17 protein-coding genes are annotated in these 17,230 nt (G+C 62.0%); 11 read left to right on the forward strand and 6 right to left on the reverse strand.

The features are described from left to right. Positions 1–204 precede the first annotated feature (204 nt). From AC1ECK_RS00180 to AC1ECK_RS00195, 4 genes are all read left to right on the forward strand, one after another. Positions 205–1,896 (forward strand): hypothetical protein, encoded by a 1,692-nt coding sequence (locus AC1ECK_RS00180; RefSeq protein WP_480314701.1) that lies wholly within the window; start codon positions 205–207, stop codon positions 1,894–1,896. A 6-nt stretch (positions 1,897–1,902) separates the two neighbouring features. Then, complete coding sequence (locus tag AC1ECK_RS00185) at positions 1,903–2,853, forward strand: hypothetical protein (protein ID WP_480314703.1); 951 nt, start codon at positions 1,903–1,905, stop codon at positions 2,851–2,853. A 318-nt stretch (positions 2,854–3,171) separates the two neighbouring features. Next, the gene (locus AC1ECK_RS00190; protein ID WP_480314705.1) at positions 3,172–3,882 is read left to right on the forward strand and encodes an ImmA/IrrE family metallo-endopeptidase; all 711 of its coding nucleotides are present in this window, start codon (positions 3,172–3,174) and stop codon (positions 3,880–3,882) included. Positions 3,883–4,258: 376 nt separating this feature from the next. Further along, a complete protein-coding gene (locus AC1ECK_RS00195; RefSeq protein ID WP_480314707.1) occupies positions 4,259–5,599 on the forward strand; it encodes an ImmA/IrrE family metallo-endopeptidase in 1,341 nt (446 codons plus the stop codon). Positions 5,600–5,764: 165 nt separating this feature from the next. Here AC1ECK_RS00195 and AC1ECK_RS00200 read toward each other — a convergent pair whose 3' ends face one another. Both AC1ECK_RS00200 and AC1ECK_RS00205 read right to left on the reverse strand, forming a co-directional pair. Further along, a complete protein-coding gene (locus AC1ECK_RS00200) occupies positions 5,765–6,028 on the reverse strand; it encodes a helix-turn-helix domain-containing protein (RefSeq protein ID WP_480314709.1) in 264 nt (87 codons plus the stop codon). Positions 6,029–6,309: 281 nt separating this feature from the next. Then, positions 6,310–7,626 (reverse strand): MFS transporter, encoded by a 1,317-nt coding sequence (locus AC1ECK_RS00205; protein ID WP_480314711.1) that lies wholly within the window; start codon positions 7,624–7,626, stop codon positions 6,310–6,312. Between the two features lie 433 nt (positions 7,627–8,059). Here AC1ECK_RS00205 and AC1ECK_RS00210 point away from each other — a divergent pair, with 433 nt between their 5' ends. Beyond that, on the forward strand, positions 8,060–8,797 hold the full coding sequence (locus AC1ECK_RS00210) for a response regulator transcription factor (RefSeq protein ID WP_480314713.1): 738 nt from the start codon (positions 8,060–8,062) through the stop codon (positions 8,795–8,797). 67 nt (positions 8,798–8,864) lie between these two features. Here AC1ECK_RS00210 and AC1ECK_RS00215 read toward each other — a convergent pair whose 3' ends face one another. Continuing rightward, positions 8,865–9,770 carry a dihydrodipicolinate synthase family protein gene (locus tag AC1ECK_RS00215; protein WP_480314715.1) on the reverse strand — a complete coding sequence of 302 codons (906 nt, stop codon included), beginning with the start codon at positions 9,768–9,770 and terminating at the stop codon, positions 8,865–8,867. Between the two features lie 369 nt (positions 9,771–10,139). Between AC1ECK_RS00215 and AC1ECK_RS00220 the strand changes: the two genes are divergently transcribed. From AC1ECK_RS00220 to AC1ECK_RS00245, 6 genes are all read left to right on the forward strand, one after another. Continuing rightward, complete coding sequence (locus AC1ECK_RS00220) at positions 10,140–11,099, forward strand: 4-hydroxyproline epimerase (RefSeq protein WP_480314717.1); 960 nt, start codon at positions 10,140–10,142, stop codon at positions 11,097–11,099. Further along, positions 11,096–12,223 (forward strand): NAD(P)/FAD-dependent oxidoreductase, encoded by a 1,128-nt coding sequence (locus AC1ECK_RS00225; protein ID WP_480314718.1) that lies wholly within the window; start codon positions 11,096–11,098, stop codon positions 12,221–12,223. The genes AC1ECK_RS00220 and AC1ECK_RS00225 overlap by 4 nt, the downstream gene beginning before the upstream one ends. After that, complete coding sequence (locus AC1ECK_RS00230) at positions 12,216–12,485, forward strand: (2Fe-2S)-binding protein (protein WP_480314720.1); 270 nt, start codon at positions 12,216–12,218, stop codon at positions 12,483–12,485. The genes AC1ECK_RS00225 and AC1ECK_RS00230 overlap by 8 nt, the downstream gene beginning before the upstream one ends. After that, positions 12,482–13,768, forward strand: coding sequence for an FAD-dependent oxidoreductase (locus AC1ECK_RS00235; RefSeq protein ID WP_480314722.1), 1,287 nt, complete (start codon positions 12,482–12,484; stop codon positions 13,766–13,768). Before AC1ECK_RS00230 ends, AC1ECK_RS00235 begins: the two co-directional genes overlap by 4 nt. Positions 13,769–13,855: 87 nt before the next feature. Further along, a complete protein-coding gene (locus tag AC1ECK_RS00240; RefSeq protein ID WP_480314724.1) occupies positions 13,856–14,623 on the forward strand; it encodes a PAS domain-containing protein in 768 nt (255 codons plus the stop codon). A 26-nt stretch (positions 14,624–14,649) separates the two neighbouring features. After that, positions 14,650–14,985 carry a hypothetical protein gene (locus AC1ECK_RS00245; RefSeq protein WP_480314726.1) on the forward strand — a complete coding sequence of 112 codons (336 nt, stop codon included), beginning with the start codon at positions 14,650–14,652 and terminating at the stop codon, positions 14,983–14,985. 44 nt (positions 14,986–15,029) lie between these two features. Here AC1ECK_RS00245 and AC1ECK_RS00250 read toward each other — a convergent pair whose 3' ends face one another. The 3 genes from AC1ECK_RS00250 to AC1ECK_RS00260 all read right to left on the reverse strand — a co-directional run bounded on the left by AC1ECK_RS00250 (position 15,030) and on the right by AC1ECK_RS00260 (position 17,190). Further along, the gene (locus AC1ECK_RS00250; protein ID WP_480314728.1) at positions 15,030–15,290 is read right to left on the reverse strand and encodes a hypothetical protein; all 261 of its coding nucleotides are present in this window, start codon (positions 15,288–15,290) and stop codon (positions 15,030–15,032) included. Positions 15,291–15,420: 130 nt separating this feature from the next. Beyond that, entirely contained in the window at positions 15,421–15,750 is a 330-nt protein-coding gene (locus AC1ECK_RS00255) for a hypothetical protein (RefSeq protein ID WP_480314730.1), read from the reverse strand. Positions 15,751–16,008: 258 nt separating this feature from the next. Beyond that, the gene (locus AC1ECK_RS00260; RefSeq protein ID WP_480314732.1) at positions 16,009–17,190 is read right to left on the reverse strand and encodes a porin; all 1,182 of its coding nucleotides are present in this window, start codon (positions 17,188–17,190) and stop codon (positions 16,009–16,011) included. Between the last annotated feature and the right edge of the window lie 40 nt (positions 17,191–17,230).

The raw sequence follows: 17,230 nt of genomic DNA on the forward strand, positions 1-17,230 counted from the left end.
CGGAGTACAAAACTGTTATCGCTCAGTTCCATAAGCAAATGCTCCATTTGACTCGCACGTACGAGTGACCTATGTTTCAGTTCGCTGATTCAGGCGAGTAATAACCAATACGAAGCGCCGTGGAGGCATCCCATGCCAGACCGTCGGGGGTTTCTTAAAGCTGCGGGTGTCGTCGCTGCGGCGGCGTCCAGCGAGGCTTCTGCCATGACGACATCTGAGTCCGGTGCCAGTACCCCCGGTGGAGCGTCTGAGCCCGCTCCACCGGTCAACATCAAGGTTTCCCCGGACCCCAAAATAGCACCTTTCACCGAAGATCGTCTCGGTGGAAAATCGGCTTCCGGACTGCTTGGTGCGGTTCATCCACAGACCTTTAACGCTTCGAAACAAGCGCTCGCCAAGGGACTTCACCATGCCGCGCATCCAGATGACCCGATTCATGCGTGGCTTCGTACGTTTGATGGCTCATTTGACACACATACCGTAACGGTTGTCGGCAACGGCGGCGCCGCGATTCAAAAGGGATTAGGTGTTGACCCAAAACGGGTGCCGTTTGAGCCACAGCTTTTTGAGGGACTTTTAAGAAGTGCGTCGTCACTTCTCGATCGTTGCCTGACTCTTCGCAGAGAAATGGGAACCTGCGAAACGAGCGGCATTCGCGTTGCGATGAGCTATCTGGCATTTCTGCAGGCTGTACCTCTACAGCGAAATTTCCTTCGCCTGTCGAATGCGACAGATGTAGCTGAAATCGAGTTCGACGCGCAATCGAAGGCTAGTGAGGCTTTTCATCCGCATTTTTTGCTTGAGAAGCAATTGCTGGGTCTTTCCATCCAGGCCAGCGGTAACGCTCAGGAAGCGATGCTGCAGGGAAAAAAAGATACGCTTCGGACCGAGGTGCTCACAAGGCAATTCAATATCGGTACCGACCTTCAACTCGCTGACTACACGCGTTACCTCTCCCCAGGTTCGGCTTCGAACTTCGCAGAGAGATACCTTCGGCTGCTAGCGTTCCTGTACGAGGATCTGACTGATGCATATCAGAAACTATATTGTGCGAGCCTTGGTCTGAAAAGTGTACTCAATATCTCCCAGCTGCAACGCTTCGACGGCGGCTCATTCCCCGCGCTTATTCCTTTGTTTACGAAGCCTGGCGACTCGCGTCCAGTGACGGCTTGGGTGTCGGGACTCATTCCGACGCCGACCAAGGTGCGCACGCCGGACGTTCTTGACGCACTCGTCTTGTGGACCCGAACGGTGATGCGCGTGCTCGAACGGCGCGCGATGAATGAGACAGAGGTTATCGTTTCAATCGCGCTATCCGCTCCATCCGTCAGGGGGGCTGCGCCGGCAATCAGTGCGGACGCCCTGAAAGCTATCAATGACAAAGACGGGGGTTCTGTTCCCTTCAAGCTCACTAGGGATATGCTTCCATTCGCGACAACCTTAACGGCACTGCGCGTCGTCGGCGTTGGACTTTCCGTGGTTCATGCACTAGACGACGAGCTTCCCGTCGAGTACTCGGGTGCTATGCAGTCATCCACAACGCCTGCTGCAAAGAACTCTGCTGCGTCGGCGTATGAGTTGCCGAAACTTGCCAGGCTGAACGCCATGATTCAGACTCCGCCGCAGGTCGACGCAAGTTCGAAGCCGTACTCACGGCCGCCCGTACTACTTACGAACGTCAGGATTCAAGGGAACGCCACAGGTGATGCGGAGCCACCGGTGGTAGCAGATCCGGCCTGCCGGAACGTTGATCCGCTGTCTGGATCATGGAGTATCTCGGTTGATCCAAATGCGGTTGTTTGGTATCCAGGCACTGCTCCCATCAAAATCTCGACCATCATAGGGGGGTTCATTCTTCATCTACGTATTCGCGGCTCTTTCGCGTCAACAGCATAGCGTGCCATGGAAAAATCCCGTGGCAAAGTCGCGACGACGCTTGGGCTCGAGGCATTCTGGGATGGCGTTGCGGTTTGGGCGACCTATGGAGCTGTCGCAGGTGCCGGTGCGGCCGGAGCGGCTGAAGTTTCGGCGGCCGTAGCCTTGACGTTTGGGTTGTCTGCCGCAGCGCTTCCCGCCTTGGTTATCGCTGCAGGATTGGCGGCGTTCGGTGACGAGCGCTACCTTGGAGGGCTCTCTGCGTTTGCGGATGTAATGCCCGCGATGACTTCCCCAGTGGGTATGTCTAGCGCGTTGCTCAGTATTTTCGTTTCGCCTCACGACGACCCGTTGCAAGGATCCCGGATTCTCTCTACCGCTGTTGATCTTCGGGATCTGGCGACAGCGGCCGATCTTCGCGAGATATTGACTGGCGAAGCGTCTCGAGAGACAAACATTCTGGTAGGGAAGGCAGTCACCGGTGTCTTCGGCACGGTCGACGACGTATCCTCCGAGTACCACCATATATTCGACAATGGGACGCCATCGTCCCCGAGAAGTGGCGCGGCTGGATCAGGAGGTTTGGCTCGGAGTTATTTTCCCGGAAACGGACTCGTAGATTTGGGCTCCGCTTCCTTCATGCCCGGTGGTGGCGATTACGACACTGTGACTTTCGGCGGCGACAGTAGCTACGGTGGACCGGTCATGACCATGACCATGACGATTAACCCGTCTGACGGCTCAGGCTACGATCTCCCGGGCGGTCCAGAGTATCGAGACCAAGATTCTTCCAATTACGAGCCGCCTGCGAGTCTAGGCGACGATTCAGGCGTCGGGCAACCTGTCGAGCCGCCAGAACCCACCCCTGCACCAAACACACCGGAGCCGTTTCCCACGCCAGCTCCTGAGCCGCTCCCGACTCCCGAGCCCACGCCAACTCCCGCACCATTGCCGCCGGATCCCGATCCGGACGACTAGGTCACGTGAGTTTGATCGGTTTGCCGCCAAATACCCAAGGCAGGGGGCCGGTGCGCGAATCGCGCGCGGCGGGATCTGCGCGGGGGCTCAGTAATGGGTATTCGTACCGCTGCATCCGAGGGCATGGCAACTAGTCGGTGTAGAAACGGCACGGGAAGGAGAGTGCGAGTGGCCGGTTCCTGATTTGTCTCCTCGGACAAGGACTTTTAGCTGGCAAATCGGTCTTTCCCGCAGGGTACTACAATTTGTGCCGTATGTGGCTTTACATACCAGATATTGTGGAATATATTCGTTCTTATAATGATGGGAGGCCCCTCAATGGAAAAGATCGACAAGAAGGCGATCGACAAGATCGCGTACGCGGCGCGGTTCGAGATTTACCAGCGCGCGAAAACCACACATAGTACGGTGCCGACGGTGCTTCAGCTTTTTCGGCCTGACCACGCTGCCAGCGTGCATTGCATCGAGTACGACGAAAGCACGCCTCTCGGGGTTCATGGTATCGGAAAAGACCGTTACGAAGTCGCCGGTCTGTTCGATCCGCAGCGTGGAGTCATCCGTGTCTCGCCGAAGTTCTCATATGAGGTGCGTCGCTTCACGGGTGCTCACGAACTCGGGCACTATTTCCTGCACGTGGGTTCCGGCATGACCTTGCATCGGGATCGACCGCTGGATGGCAGTTCCGTCGGACTCGATAAGCAGGAGCGAGAGGCGAACTACTTTGCTGGCATCTTCCTGGCTCCAGACGATATCGTGCGAAAAGCATACGCGACCAAATTTGGGCAAAAGCCGCTTTACCTCACAGACGGCGTAGCGTTTGCCCTGAAGGGCAAGGATGCTGATGAACTGATGCGCACTTCGGGTACCGGTTCTCGGGGTCTGTCGCGGGCCGTAGCAGCGGCGACGCAGTTTGGCTCAGGAAATCGCTTTCAGTCACTAGCTGCGACGTTCGGCCTGTCGAATACGGCGATGGCAATCCGTCTGGAAGAGCTCGGTCTTGTGGAGGAGCCGGGAGTCACAATCGACTGACGCTGCCTGCAGGCATCGAGCGGCGATGACGCTGCGTGTTTGATGTCGGACTCGACCGCGATCGCAAGGTCCTTGCTCAAGCGGCTGCAGAAGGCCTCAATGGGTATACGGATGGATTGTCGGGTCGCCGTGCTGGTCGGGGCTCAAGTGCCAAGTACTCGTGCACCCATCCATGCACAGCCGTCACTGCGTTAATCTCTACCTGGCATCCACTTGGGAGGCCAACCTTCATTGCGCTTTCGCCTCTGGACGAGTGGTTCCACATACCGCGTCCGCATTGCAACCGGTGCAGACTCGTAGTCCGTGCACAACCGACAAGCCACAAAAAGGCACTCGCCAGCGTTTGCGAGACCCGATCGCAGAAAAGTCACCGCAAATGAGCACTCAGAAAAGCACAACCCAGGTTGGCAATGAACTCGAAAAACGCATTTTCGACCTCGTGCAAGCCGAGATAGACGCTGACCGATTTTTTTTCGGGAAGCAGCACTGCAAGGTTTTCGCCAAGAAAGGGTACTACTCACGAGACCGCTGCTCGAACATCGTCTTCGATATCTCGATTGAGGCCTATCTACCGGGTGCGGACGAATACTCGATGCTGATCTTGATTGAGTGCAAGAACTACAGCCATCCGGTCCCTGTTGACGACGCCGAGGAATTTTTCTCAAAACTTCAGCAGGTTGGGGCTGCGAACGCAAAGGGAATCATTGCCAGCACAGCGCCTTTCCAATCCGGCGCTCGCGAATTTGCAAAAGCCAAAGGTATTGGGCTACTTCGCTATTTCAGCGCCGAGAATTTCAAGTGGGAACTAAGGCGCTCGCCGTCGGCATCTATCCGAGCCGACGCCGTATCCGGCTCAGACGTAGAAGAAGGGTTGATCAGCTCAACCTTTCAAAGCACGTCATTCGACTTGTACCTGCAAGGTCCAAACTTGTCGACCAACTCGCTTTGGGATTTTTTGAGCGACTTGACCATTGGCGCAGCAGATGACGGCGCCAATTGCTTGAACGAGATCGTTAACAGACGGAACGACACAACGACCTCTATCGCGTTTGTGACAAAAGAATCCATGGAAGGAGGGAGTGCAGCTATTTTGTCGGGTCTCGGTTATCGTGGTGGCGAGGTTTCATTGGAAGAATTATGCGAGCGGGAAGCGCGTCGATTCGGGTTGAGTTTGCGTCTCAATGTTCCCGCGCCTAGCTCGGGCAAAGGCGCGAAATCCTTAGGGCGAATCGTGTTCGATCCGTTAACAATCGAGATTTATGCACAATCAGAGCCTAACCGTGGACGCGAGCGTTTCACGCTTGCACACGAGATGGCTCATCATCTTCTGGACCACGGACGGTACTTGGTCAGAGAGGCCTGCGACAACGATGACTTCGTTTTGCCGCTTGGCGGCGGAGTTGATGAGACAGGATTAACTCGTCTCGAATTTCAGGCCAACTATATGGCCGCAAGCCTTCTAATGCCAAGACAGCACATTATTGAAGACTTCCGACGACTGCTTCGGAACATTGGCGTTTGGGACAAAGGGTTCGGAATGCTTTATCTCGACGACCAGCCGTGCAATTTGCAGAACTACGATTTTGTAACGGCGCGACTGATGGAGCGATATGGTGTTTCGCGAAGCGCAGTGCGAATTAGGCTCGAGTCGCTCGATCTGCTCAACGACCGCCGAAATCATCCCGCGACTCTAGCTAGTAAGATGTCGCGCATCTAAGCGCGCCTTTCCGGCATCTGAGCAGGATTTTGCCTACGGAAGGCTGGCGGTGCGAGGGAAGGGAGGGGAGCGCGGCATGGCTTGGTGAAGTGCGTGCACGATCACGACCGCTGCAATCCGCCTCCCTCCGCGACGGTCTCGCGCGAAGGCTTAGCATAACTGCGATCATGTCGGCTCATCCTTTCCGTCGGTTTGGCCCGCCGTCGCATCGTAGCGGCGGCTTTCTTCCGAGCTTGCCGCGAGGTTCTCGAGCGCCTTGCGGCTTTGGGATTGTCGCTCGCTGCGATAGGCTTCTACTGCGGCAGCCCGAATTCGACGTTGCCCGCCCTCCGTTTTCTCGATCGCACCGAGCTTGCCCGAATCCGCTAGCTTGACGACATGGGGGCGAGACACATTGAGAATCTGAGCAACGTTCTCGGTGGACAACATCCGGTCCTCCTTGAAGGAGGGGCTCGCAGTGTCAAAAATTTGAGTTGAGATATTGCTGGCGCTAAGGAGCAGCGTCAGTGCTGCTCGCGCTCAGGTTTCGATTGAGCGTCACCACATGAGAGACATCGTAGCCATGCCGGGCACGCGACGTTTCGATGCGGCGAGAAGTATCGATGTTGCGGGCAAGCGCAAGCGAGTCTGTTACGGCGCAGGAGTGGAGCCGGGCCTGGATTAGCCCGGCGCTTGCGCGAGCAGTGAGTGGCTCTGAATCGCCGACGCGACTAGCGAACCGACGATTGCGCCTGCGGCGCATCCTTGATGAAGAACGTGGTCAGCGCACCCAGCACGCACACGGCGCCGACATACAGCGCGGGCGCCATCGGGTTCGACTTCATCATCAGCGAGACGACGATCGGCGTGAGGCCGCCGAACACGGCATAGGCGACGTTATACGAGAACGAGATGCCCGAGAAGCGCACCGCGGCCGGAAACGCCTTCACCATCACGAACGGCACTGCGCCGATCACGCCGACGAGGAACCCCGTCAACGCATAGAGCGGCAGCAGCTTGGCAGGATCGACGGCGAGTTGCGCGAACATCACGTAGTACGCTGCGGCCAGCGCAAGGCCGCCGATAAACAGCGTGCGTCCCGCGCCGATGCGTCCCGCGATCGAGCCGGCGACCACGCAGCCGAGCGTCAGGCACAGCGTCGCCACGCCGTTGGCAAGCAGGGCGGTGGCGGGGGCGATATGGAATTGCTTTTGCAGCAGCGTCGGCGTCATCAGGATCACGACGACGATTGCGGCGGACAGCATCCACGTCAGCAGCATCGACACGATCACCGCGCGGCCATGGTCGCGCATCACCGCTTTCAAGGGGATTTCCGCGGCGAGCGACTTGCGTTGCTTCAGTTCAGCGAACACCGGCGTTTCATGCAGCCAGCGGCGCAGGTAAACCGAGAACAGGCCGAACACGCCGCCGAGCAGGAACGGAACCCGCCAGGCAAAAGCGGTGATGTCCGCCGGTGCGAAATGCCGGTTGACGCCGGAGGCGACCAGCGAGCCGAGCAGGATACCCGCCGTCAGCCCGGCCGTGAGGGTGCCGCAGGCATAGCCGATGTGACGCTGCGGCACGTGTTCCGACACGAATACCCACGCGCCCGGCACTTCGCCGCCCACCGCCGCGCCTTGCAGCACGCGCAGCACCAGCAGCAGCACCGGCGCCAGCAAGCCGATGCTGGCGTAGGTGGGCAGGAGGCCCATCAACAGCGTCGGCACCGACATCAGCAGCACGCTCAGGGTGAACATGCGCTTGCGGCCGAGCAGGTCGCCGAAGTGCGCCATGATGATGCCGCCCAGCGGCCGCGCCAGATAGCCGGCTGCGAAGATGCCGAAGGTCTGCAATTGGCGCAGCCAGTCGGGGATAGCCTGCGGGAAGAACAATTGGCCGATCGCCGGGGCGAAGAACACGAAGATGATGAAGTCGTAGAACTCCAGCGCGCCGCCGAGGGCGGCGAGGCCGAGCGTTTTGTAGTCGCTCGGACCGAGGGTGCGTGGGGTGACAGCCTGCTGTGCTCCACCCAGATTTGTTGCTTGCATTGCTATGTCGTTTTATTGAATGGGAAGCCACGCGCGACGCGTGGAATGCGGCGGTCGTCTGGCGAGAAGTGCGAAAGCGCTGGGTAGAGCACGGCACACAGGCGCGCTTGCCGGGATAAGGCAGGCGCGATGACGACTTTGGCCAACCGGGGATTTTACCCGACGAAGCGGATGGTCCGCCGGAAGTGCTTAATTAGATTGAACAACTTGGCTTTTGGCGGTTCGGCCGCCAAGGTGCGTTTGCTGTTGCGCGGCACGACGTGAGCCGCGCAAGCTGGCCATGGCAGGTCATGCGAAACGCATGCATGCGTGGGAGCTTGGGGCTCGTCTGTCAGAGGACGCCGATCTGCGCGCAAATTAGGACTGCGCCTATATACAGGTGGTGGAGCGACTCCCAGAATCGCGTCCGAGCCATTAGTTGAGAGCCACCCTCATGCGTATTGCCATCCTTCAGCGCGACCCTCTGCAACGCCAGTCGATCGAGAAGATTCTGACGCAAGCCGGTCATAGCTGCGTGACTTATGACGACGGCCTGAACATGTCGAAGGTGCTCGCCCGCTCGACGGTCGATCTGCTTGTGCTCGACTGGAGCGGCGTGCGTCTGTCCGGTGTCGATGTATTGAAATCGGCGCGGGCCGTGGGCGGCGACCGGGTGCCGGCACTGTTCGCTTCGTGCGACGGTTCGGAGGCGAGCGTGGTCCGCGCGCTCGCCTCCGGCGCGGACGACTACGTACTGCTGCCGGTGCGCCCGGCCGAGTTCCGCGAACGCGTTGCGGCGCTGCTGCGGCGTGCGTATCCGGAGCGGTACAGCGTCACGAGCTTCGACGTCGGCCCGTACCACTTCGACGCGCGTCGCCAGCTCATCACGTTGCGTGGCGAGCCGGTGCCGTTGTCGGGCACACAGTATCGTCTGGCGTCGCTGTTCTTTGCCAACATCGGCCGCGTCTTGTCGCGCGATCATATCTTCGCGATGGTGTGGGGCCGCGAATTTCGCGAGTTCACCCGCACCATCGATAGTCACGTATCGCGCCTGCGCCTGCTGCTCGAGATCGACGAGGAAAACGGCGTTCGCCTGCAGCCGGTCTATAAGAGCGGCTACCGCTTGCTGAGCCTGCACGAGGGCGCACGGGTCGAGAAACAGGTGGCGAGGCCTCGTCTTGCCGCTGCGTGAGCCGCCAGCGCGGCTCTCCCCGATCCAACGCCGGCGCGGCGCTCTCAGGTTCGCAGGTCCCGCTCGCTCAGAACTGCGGCAATGCTGGGCGCGTTTCGAGCGAATGGCGAATCAGCGCTTCGACCGCCTTGCGCTCCTCGCCGGCGAGCGGCAAACGCGGCGGGCGCACCGGTTCCGTGCCGAGTCCCACCATCGCTTCGGCGAGCTTGATGTTCTGCACCAGCTTCGGCGAGACATCGAGTGCGAGCAGCGGAGCAAACCAGCGGTAAATCGCGCGGGCTTCCTCCACGCGTCCCGCCTTGATGAGCTTGTAGATCGCCACGGTCTCGCGCGGAAACGCGCATACGAGGCCGGCCACCCAGCCGTGCGCGCCCATCAGGATCGCTTCCATGGCGAGGTTGTCGACACCGCATAGGATCGCGTAGCGATCGCCCACCGCGTTGATCAGATCCGTGACCCGGCGGACGTCGCCACAGGATTCCTTGATGGCGACAATCTTTGCTTCGTCGGCCAGTTCGGCGAACATCTCGGGCGTCGTATCGACGCCGTAAGCGAGCGGATTGTTGTAGATCATCAGCGGCAAGGCGCTGGCGGCGGCGACGCTACGGAAATGCTGCAGTGTCTCGCGCCGGTCCGACAGGTAGCGCAGGCCCGGCAACACCATATAGCCCGCCGCTCCGTGCTTCACGCCCGCCTCGGCCTGGCGGCACGCGTCGAGCGTGCTGTTTTCCGCGATCGTCAGCAGCACCGGCACGCGGCCCTTGGCGGCGTCCACTGCGATATCGAGCACCTCCAGTTTTTCGTCGAGCGACAGCGTCGAGGCTTCGCCGAGCGAGCCGCACACAATGATCCCGTCAACGCCCGCGTCGATCTGCGCTTCAATATTTTTCCCGGTCCACGCGCGGTCTATGCTGAAATCCGCGTTGAACTTGGTAGTGACTGCAGGCAATACGCCTTCCCAGATGTGTGCCACGACTTCTCTCCTGAGTTTGATGGATTGCTCGCAGTGTAAGCAGGGAAAATGCCGCCGTCTTGCGTGTTCGACGCGTGTGAAATGACGATTTCAGCATAGACGATGTGCAGCGGTGTCAGCGGAAATATCCCGTATGCTGCTTGAATAAGGCTTTCCCACGGCGTTTTTTCTGCCTGGACCGCAGCATTGCGGAAGTTATTTCCTGGCATATGGACGGCTGGCCGGTCGCGCGTGACGTACGGCCCTCCGCGCTGGCCGCCGGGAGCGCTGCTGTGTCTTGTTAACGGTGTAGGTGATTATGCTGAAATCGTCACAATCCACGCGTAATGACGCCAAGACTGGCTGGCCCGGCGTTCCTAAGATGGCAGCATGAAAACCCTGAACGTGATTGATTCGCACACCGGCGGTGAACCGACCCGCCTGGTTGTGTCCGGTGGTCCGGATCTCGGCAACGGGACGCTGGCCGAGCGGCTCGATGTGTTTCGCACGCGTTTCGACGACTGGCGCGCCGGCATCGTCACCGAGCCGCGCGGTTCGGACGTGGTGGTCGGCGCGCTGCTGTGCGAGCCGGACCATGCGGATTGCGCGGCCGGCGTGATCTTCTTCAATAACGTCGGCTACCTCGGCATGTGTGGACACGGCACAATCGGGCTGGTGGTTTCGCTCGCCCATATGGGACGCATCGGCCCGGGGCAGCATCGCATCGAGACACCGGTCGGCATCGTCGAGGCCGTGCTCAATCCGGATGGCAGCGTCGCGGTGCGCAACGTGCCGGCTTATCGGTACCGCGCGGCAGTGAGTGTCGACGTGCCTGGTTATGGTGCGTTGACCGGCGATATCGCTTGGGGCGGCAACTGGTTTTTCCTCGTCGCCGAGCACGGCCGCACACTCGAAGCGCGCCACATTCCCGAGTTGACCGCCTTCAGTTCGGCGATCCGCGACGCGCTGATCGCCCAGCACATCACCGGCGCGGATGGCGCGCTGATCGACCATATCGAACTGTTCGCGGCCGGTTCGCGCGAAGGCGTCGATAGCCGCAGCTTCGTGCTGTGTCCAGGCAATGCCTACGACCGTTCGCCGTGCGGCACCGGCACCAGCGCCAAGGTGGCGTGCTTGGCCGCCGACGGCAAGCTTGCCGAAGGCGCGGTGTGGCGGCAGGAAAGCATTATCGGCAGTGTGTTCGAAGCCACCTATCGGCGCATGGGCGAGGCCGATGGCGAGCGCATCAGCGTCGTGCCGACCATCACCGGGCATGCGCACATCATGGCCGAAGGGCGTCTGTGTTTCGACGAGCGCGATCCGTTCGCGTGGGGTCTGCGCACGGCATGATGGCAGATGTGGTTATCGTTGGTGCGGGGATTGTCGGTGCGGCATGCGCGGCGGAACTGGCGGCGCGCGGCATGCGGGTGGAGGTGCTTGACCGTCACGGCATAGGCGGCGGTGCGACGGCGGCTGGCATGGGACACATTGTCGTGATGAACGACTCGCCCGCCGAGTTTGCGCTGAGCATCTATTCGCGCGAACTGTGGCTCGAGCTCGCGCCGCAACTGAGTGAGCGCGCTGCATTCGCGCGCTGCGGCACGCTGTGGGTCGCTGCGGACGACGAAGAATGGCAAGCCGCCCGCGCCATGCACGAGACGTTTGCGGGGCGCGGCGTGGCTGCGCAACTGCTCGACGGCGCCGCGTTGCGAGCCTGCGAACCGGCGCTTGCGCCGGGCATGGCGGGCGGCCTGCGCATCGAACACGACAGCATCGTCTATGCGCCGACGGTGGCCGAATGGTTGCTCACGCAATCGCCTGCGGCCAACAACATCCGCGTGCGGCTCGAAACGGAGGTGACCTCCGTGGATGCGCATGGCGTGACGCTCGCCGATGGCGAGCGCAAAACGGCGGCCCACGTGATCGTGGCAAATGGGATCGGCGCGCAGACGCTGGTGCCGTCGCTGCCGCTTCAGCCGAAGAAGGGTCATCTGCTGATCACTGACCGCTATCCAGGCCTGATTCGACATCAACTGCTTGAACTCGGCTATATCAAAAGCGCCCATCATGCGGCAGGCACCTCGGTGGCCTTCAATGCGCAACCGCGGCCGACCGGCCAGTTGCTGATCGGATCGTCGCGCCAGTTCGATACGACCGATCCCGCCGTCGACATGCCCGTGCTCGCGCAGATGCTGCGGCGGGCCGCGCGCTATCTGCCTGCCTTGCCGACACTCAACGGGATTCGCGCCTGGACCGGTTTTCGCGCGGCCACACCGGATGGTTTGCCGCTGATCGGCCGCATCGACGACGCGGCGCCCGGCCTGTGGCTCGCGGTTGGACACGAGGGGCTTGGCGTGACCACCTCGCTTGCCACGGCGAAGCTGCTCGCAGCGCAGATCGCCGGGGACGCAGCGCCGATTCCCTTGGAGCCGTATTTGCCGCAGCGTTTCGCGTTGGGAGCCTGTCATGTCTAGCCATCGCGCGAGCGAGCGGGTCCGGGTGACGATCGATTCCCGCACGGTGGAGGTCGAGGCCGGCACCCTGGTCGTGGCGGCGCTGGCGCTGGCGGGCCTGCGCGGCACGCGCATCGCCGTCAGCGGACAACCGCGCGCCGCTTTGTGCGGCATGGGAGTTTGCCAGGAGTGCCGCGTCACCATCGACGGCCGGGTGCATGCGCTGGCCTGCCAGACCGTCTGTCGCGACGGACAGGTCATTCAGACGACGGGGCCCGTGTGAGCACGAATCAGCACTATGACGTCGTGGTGGTAGGCGCCGGGCCGGCTGGGTTGCATGCCGCTCGCGCGGCGGCGCAGTCCGGTGCGCGGGTTGCCGTGCTCGACGACAACCCGCGGGTCGGCGGCCAGATCTGGCGGCAGGGGGGGCAGAAGCCGAAGGCGCCGCTGCGCGAGGTTTACGCGGCACTGCAGGCGTATCCGAACGTCACCGTGTGGTCTTCGGTACGCGTGGTCGCGCCTTTGGCGGAGCGGGCGTTGCTGCTGGAAGCGGCGGAGCGCGGTGGCATCCGCATCGGCTACGGCCAACTGATTCTCGCGACTGGCGCCCGCGAGCGGCTGCTGCCGTTCGCCGGCTGGACGCTGCCCGGCGTGACTGGGGCGGGCGCGCTGCAGGCGTTGATCAAGGGCGGCACGCCGGTACGCGGCGAGCGAATTGTGATTGCCGGCAGCGGGCCGTTGCTGCTGGCGACGCTCGCTACGGCGCGCGCCGCAGGCGCCGAGGTGGTCGCGGTGATAGAGCAGGCTTCGGCGGCCTCGTTGGCGCGCTTTACCGCATCGCTCGCGGCGACGCCTTCAAAGCTGGTGCAGGCGGCGCAGCTAACGCGCGGATTCTTAGGACTGCGTTACTGGAGCGCAAGCGTGGTGCGCGAGGCGCGTGGCGCCGGCCGGGTCGAACAGGTCACGATCCTGCGCGGCGGGCACGAGGTGACGCTTGCTTGCGACCGCGTGGCGTGCGGTTACGGTCTGGTGCCGAACGTCACGCTTGCGCAAGCGCTGGGATGTGCGCTCGACGCACACGGTGCGATTCTCGTCGACGAAACGCAGCGGACTTCGGTCGCGGGCGTGCTTGCTGCAGGGGAATGTACCGGCATCGGCGGCATGGAGTTGGCGCGTACCGAAGGCGAAATAGCGGGACGGGTGGCGAGCGGCGTGGCGCACGATCTGGGCTCGCTGCGTGCGCAACGCGCGCGTTGGCAGCGCTTTGCGCAGCACGTCGAAACGGCGTTTACGCTTGGCGCGGCGGCCCGGGCGCTGCCGCCCGCGGACACGCTGCTGTGCCGGTGCGAAGACGTGACGATCGCAGAAGTGCGCGCCTATTCCCACTGGCGCGATGCCAAACTGCACACCCGCTGCGGCATGGGCGCATGCCAAGGGCGCATCTGCGGGGCGGCGGCCAGCACCTATTTCGGCTGGCCGGCGGCGCAGCCGCGTCCGCCGTTCCATCCGGCGCAAATTGCCACGCTGATCGAGGCAGACGAATCCGCCGCGGCGCAGGCGCAGTAAGCCCGCACCGCTGATTTCTTGATCGCCGCGCGCGGCCCTATAATCGACCGCACAAGACCACTGCACCGGATGCACGGGACACGCAAGATGAACACGCTGGCTCACCCGCTCGACCCGGCCGATGCCACGCTGACGGGCATGCTGTCGCATTTCACGCTGCTCGAGCCCGTTTTCGATGCGATGCCGGACGTCGTGTTTTTCGTCAAGGACGCCCACGCGCGTTACGCGCTCGTGAACCGCACGCTGGCCTCGCGCTGCGGCTACAAGGACAAGACCGCGCTGCTCGGCAAGACCGCCGAGGACGTCTTCCCGCGCCGCTTCGGGCGCATCTACACGGCACAGGACAAGGCGATTATCCACGTCGGCAACCAGATGGTCGATCAACTGGAACTGCATCTGTATCCCGGACGGCAACCCGGCTGGTGCCTGACCTGCAAGCAGCCGCTGCGCGATCCGGCGGGGCAGGTGGTGGGGCTGGCCGGCATTTCGCGCGATCTGAAAGCGGACGAAGGCAGCCATCCCGCCTATAGCCGGCTCGCGACGGTCGTGCAGTACATTCAGGACAATTATGTGCAGCCGCTGAATCTGAAGCAGCTTGCGGCGATGGCGGATATGTCGGTGGCGCAGCTCGAGCGTTACTTTCACAAGGTGTTTCATCTCACGCCGCGCCAGGTGCTGCTGAAAACGCGGCTGGATGCGGCGACCGCGCTGCTGGTCTCGCACGACAAGGTCACGGACGTGGCCGCTCTATGCGGCTATACGGATCACAGCGCCTTCACCCGGCAGTTCAAGGCCACCGTCGGCATCACGCCGACCGAGTACCGCATGCTGCTGCATGGGACCACGGCCAGCTAACACGGCCAACCAAGCGCCCGCATTGCATGGCACGCCGCCGTCCGAGTCATCACTATTACGTCTATGTTGTCGCGTTGTCGGACAAGGTCTGGAACGAGGCGCGTTTTCGCCGCGCCAATCCGGACTACCGGTTCGAGCGGCCGTGCGCGTATGTGGGGATGACGGGACTGGACCCGGACTTGCGTTTCGACCGTCATAAGGCCGATATCCAGGCGAATCGCTATGTGCGCGATTACGGCCTGCGGCTCATGCCGGAACTGTATGAGGTGTTCAATCCGATGCCCTACGACGGGGCGCGGGATATGGAGGTGGAGCTGGCGATTGGCTTGCGTGAGGCGGGTTACGCGGTGTGGCAGGCTTGACGAGCGGCCGCGCGGCTAGGCTGATGCCCGGATTCGCGGCAGGATCAGCGGATGCCGAGGCCGCGCAGCACAGCATTGCCTTCCGGCGTCAAGCGGATGCTCGGCGCACCGGCTTCGCTGGCGACGGTTTCAACGAGGCCGGCTTCGTGCAGCATCGGAATTTCAGGCTTGGCGAACGCGTCGATCGGCGCATGCAGCAACAGCAGCAGCGTCGCGAGTTCGTGATGGCTCAGCAGCCGGCGCAGCATGGTCGGGCGCTTGGCCGGCGCCGCCGCATCGTTCGCTTCGTGATCAGTCTTGTTCATGGTATCCACCTCCGGCTTCTTCATTGTCCGGAGGATCATGAGGCTCGAGTCTTAAACCACTCTTAAGACTCGGACTGGAATCGGCGGGATCGCGTGACTTTTGGTCTGGCCTGGATTACCGGCGCTTACGTCAGGGTGCGCAGATTTTGCTCGCGCCCTCAATCCAGAGGTTGTCCACGTGGCGCTTGCCGGCGTAGAAGCGGTAAGTCGTCGCGCCATTGTCGGCGCGGATCTTGACGACGTTCGAGTCGCCGAAATCGAGCATCTGGCCTTCCGGCAGCGGGGTGGTCTTGAAGGTGGCGTGATGTTTGGCGGCTTCCTGGGTCATGCATGCCACCACGTCGTTGACGGGGCGCTGCGTGTTGCCGTCGATCACGGGCTCGCCCGAATCCGGGTTCTGGAAATACGCGCACGCGCTGAAAAGCAGGGGAACGGACAGGACTACGGCAAGCTTTTTCATGAGTCTCCAGAGGTATCGGTTCTTGCGGTTCGCCAAGCGCGGCGCCCGGCGGGCGGCGGCCGCCGGGCGCCGCGCCGGACGGCGGATCAAAAGGCGATTATATCGCCGCAAGAAACGTGCCCCGAGGAAGGAGGCGCCGCGGAACCGGTGCAAGGTGCGTGTAAGGCAGCCCCTGACGCACCCGCACGGTTCGCGGCAACAGCCGGAAAAGTAGCGGCAAAAAGCGACCGAAGCCGCTAAAAAGCGGCAACAGCCCGCTTAGAACGTGACCGCGATCCCCAGCATGCCGACGAACTGCGAATTCGTCGACGACGGCGTCGAGTTTTGCGAATCGCCGACCGCCGGCGTCGCCTCCACGATATTGCCGGCGCCCTTCGACCCGAGCGTGTCGCCGCTGGCGTGCTGATAAGCCTCCAGTGCATACAGGGTAGTGCGCTTGGACAGGTGATAAGCCTGTTTCAGCGAATACTGCTGGTAGCGCGCGGCGCTGGTGATGCCGTTGGCCTTCGACGCCAGCGTGTAAGAGAACGCGCCGGCGACATCGAAGGCCGGCGTGAAGCGGTAGGTGGCGAGCGCAGCGTAGGTGTTGAAGATGGCGGTGTCGTGGAAGATCGACTTGCTGCCCGCCACGTACTGAACGTTCGAGTACGTCAGACCCATCATCAGGTTGCCGATCGTGTAATCGGCTGCCGCGGCGATGTGCTGGAGCGCCTTTGCAGACACGTAACCCGTATTCAGCGACGAAGTGCCGAAGCTGCCCGTGGAGGCCGAATCGAAGCCGCTGGTTTGCTGCGCGTTGTCCAGGCGCAGGTAGCCGGCGGCGAGGTTGACCGGGCCGGTCGCATAGCGCACGCCCGCGCTGATGGTCTCGCCCTTGCCGGTGCTGCCGGCAATGCCGCCGAGCGCGTACATGCCGCTCGCCTGCAGGCCGTTCCAGTTCGGCGTGGTGTAGATCAGCGAATTGTTGATGCGGATCGTGGTGTCGAGCCCGTCGATATCGCCCGGGTGCGCGCCCGTTGCGCCGGTCAGCCAGTTGCTGGAGGCGAGCGGTCCGACAAACTGGTAGTACGGGGTGTACTGGCGGCCCATCGTAAACGTGCCGTACAGCGGGTTTTGCATGCCGACATACGCTTGACGGTTGAAAATCTGCGTAGACGACGACAGTGCGCCCGTATTCGGATCGAAGCCGTTCTGCAGATCGAAGATCACGGTGGTGCCGCCGCCGATATCTTCAACGCCGCGCAGACCCCACTTCGACGCGTACAGATTGCCCTGACGCAGATAGGTGTTCGACGCCCCCTTCTGGTTGTTGGCGTAGACGATCGCGTCGTCCACCGCGCCGTACAGCGTGACGCTGCTTTGCGCGAACGCCGGGCTGGCGAGCAGGGCTGCGCTGGCCGTGAACGCGAGTTTCTTGAATGTACCGCCTGACTGCTTCATCTGCTGTCTCCTTCGTTGCTGGTTAGATCGCCAAGGTAAA

This window comes from Paraburkholderia sp. SSBN10T (assembly GCF_056619545.1).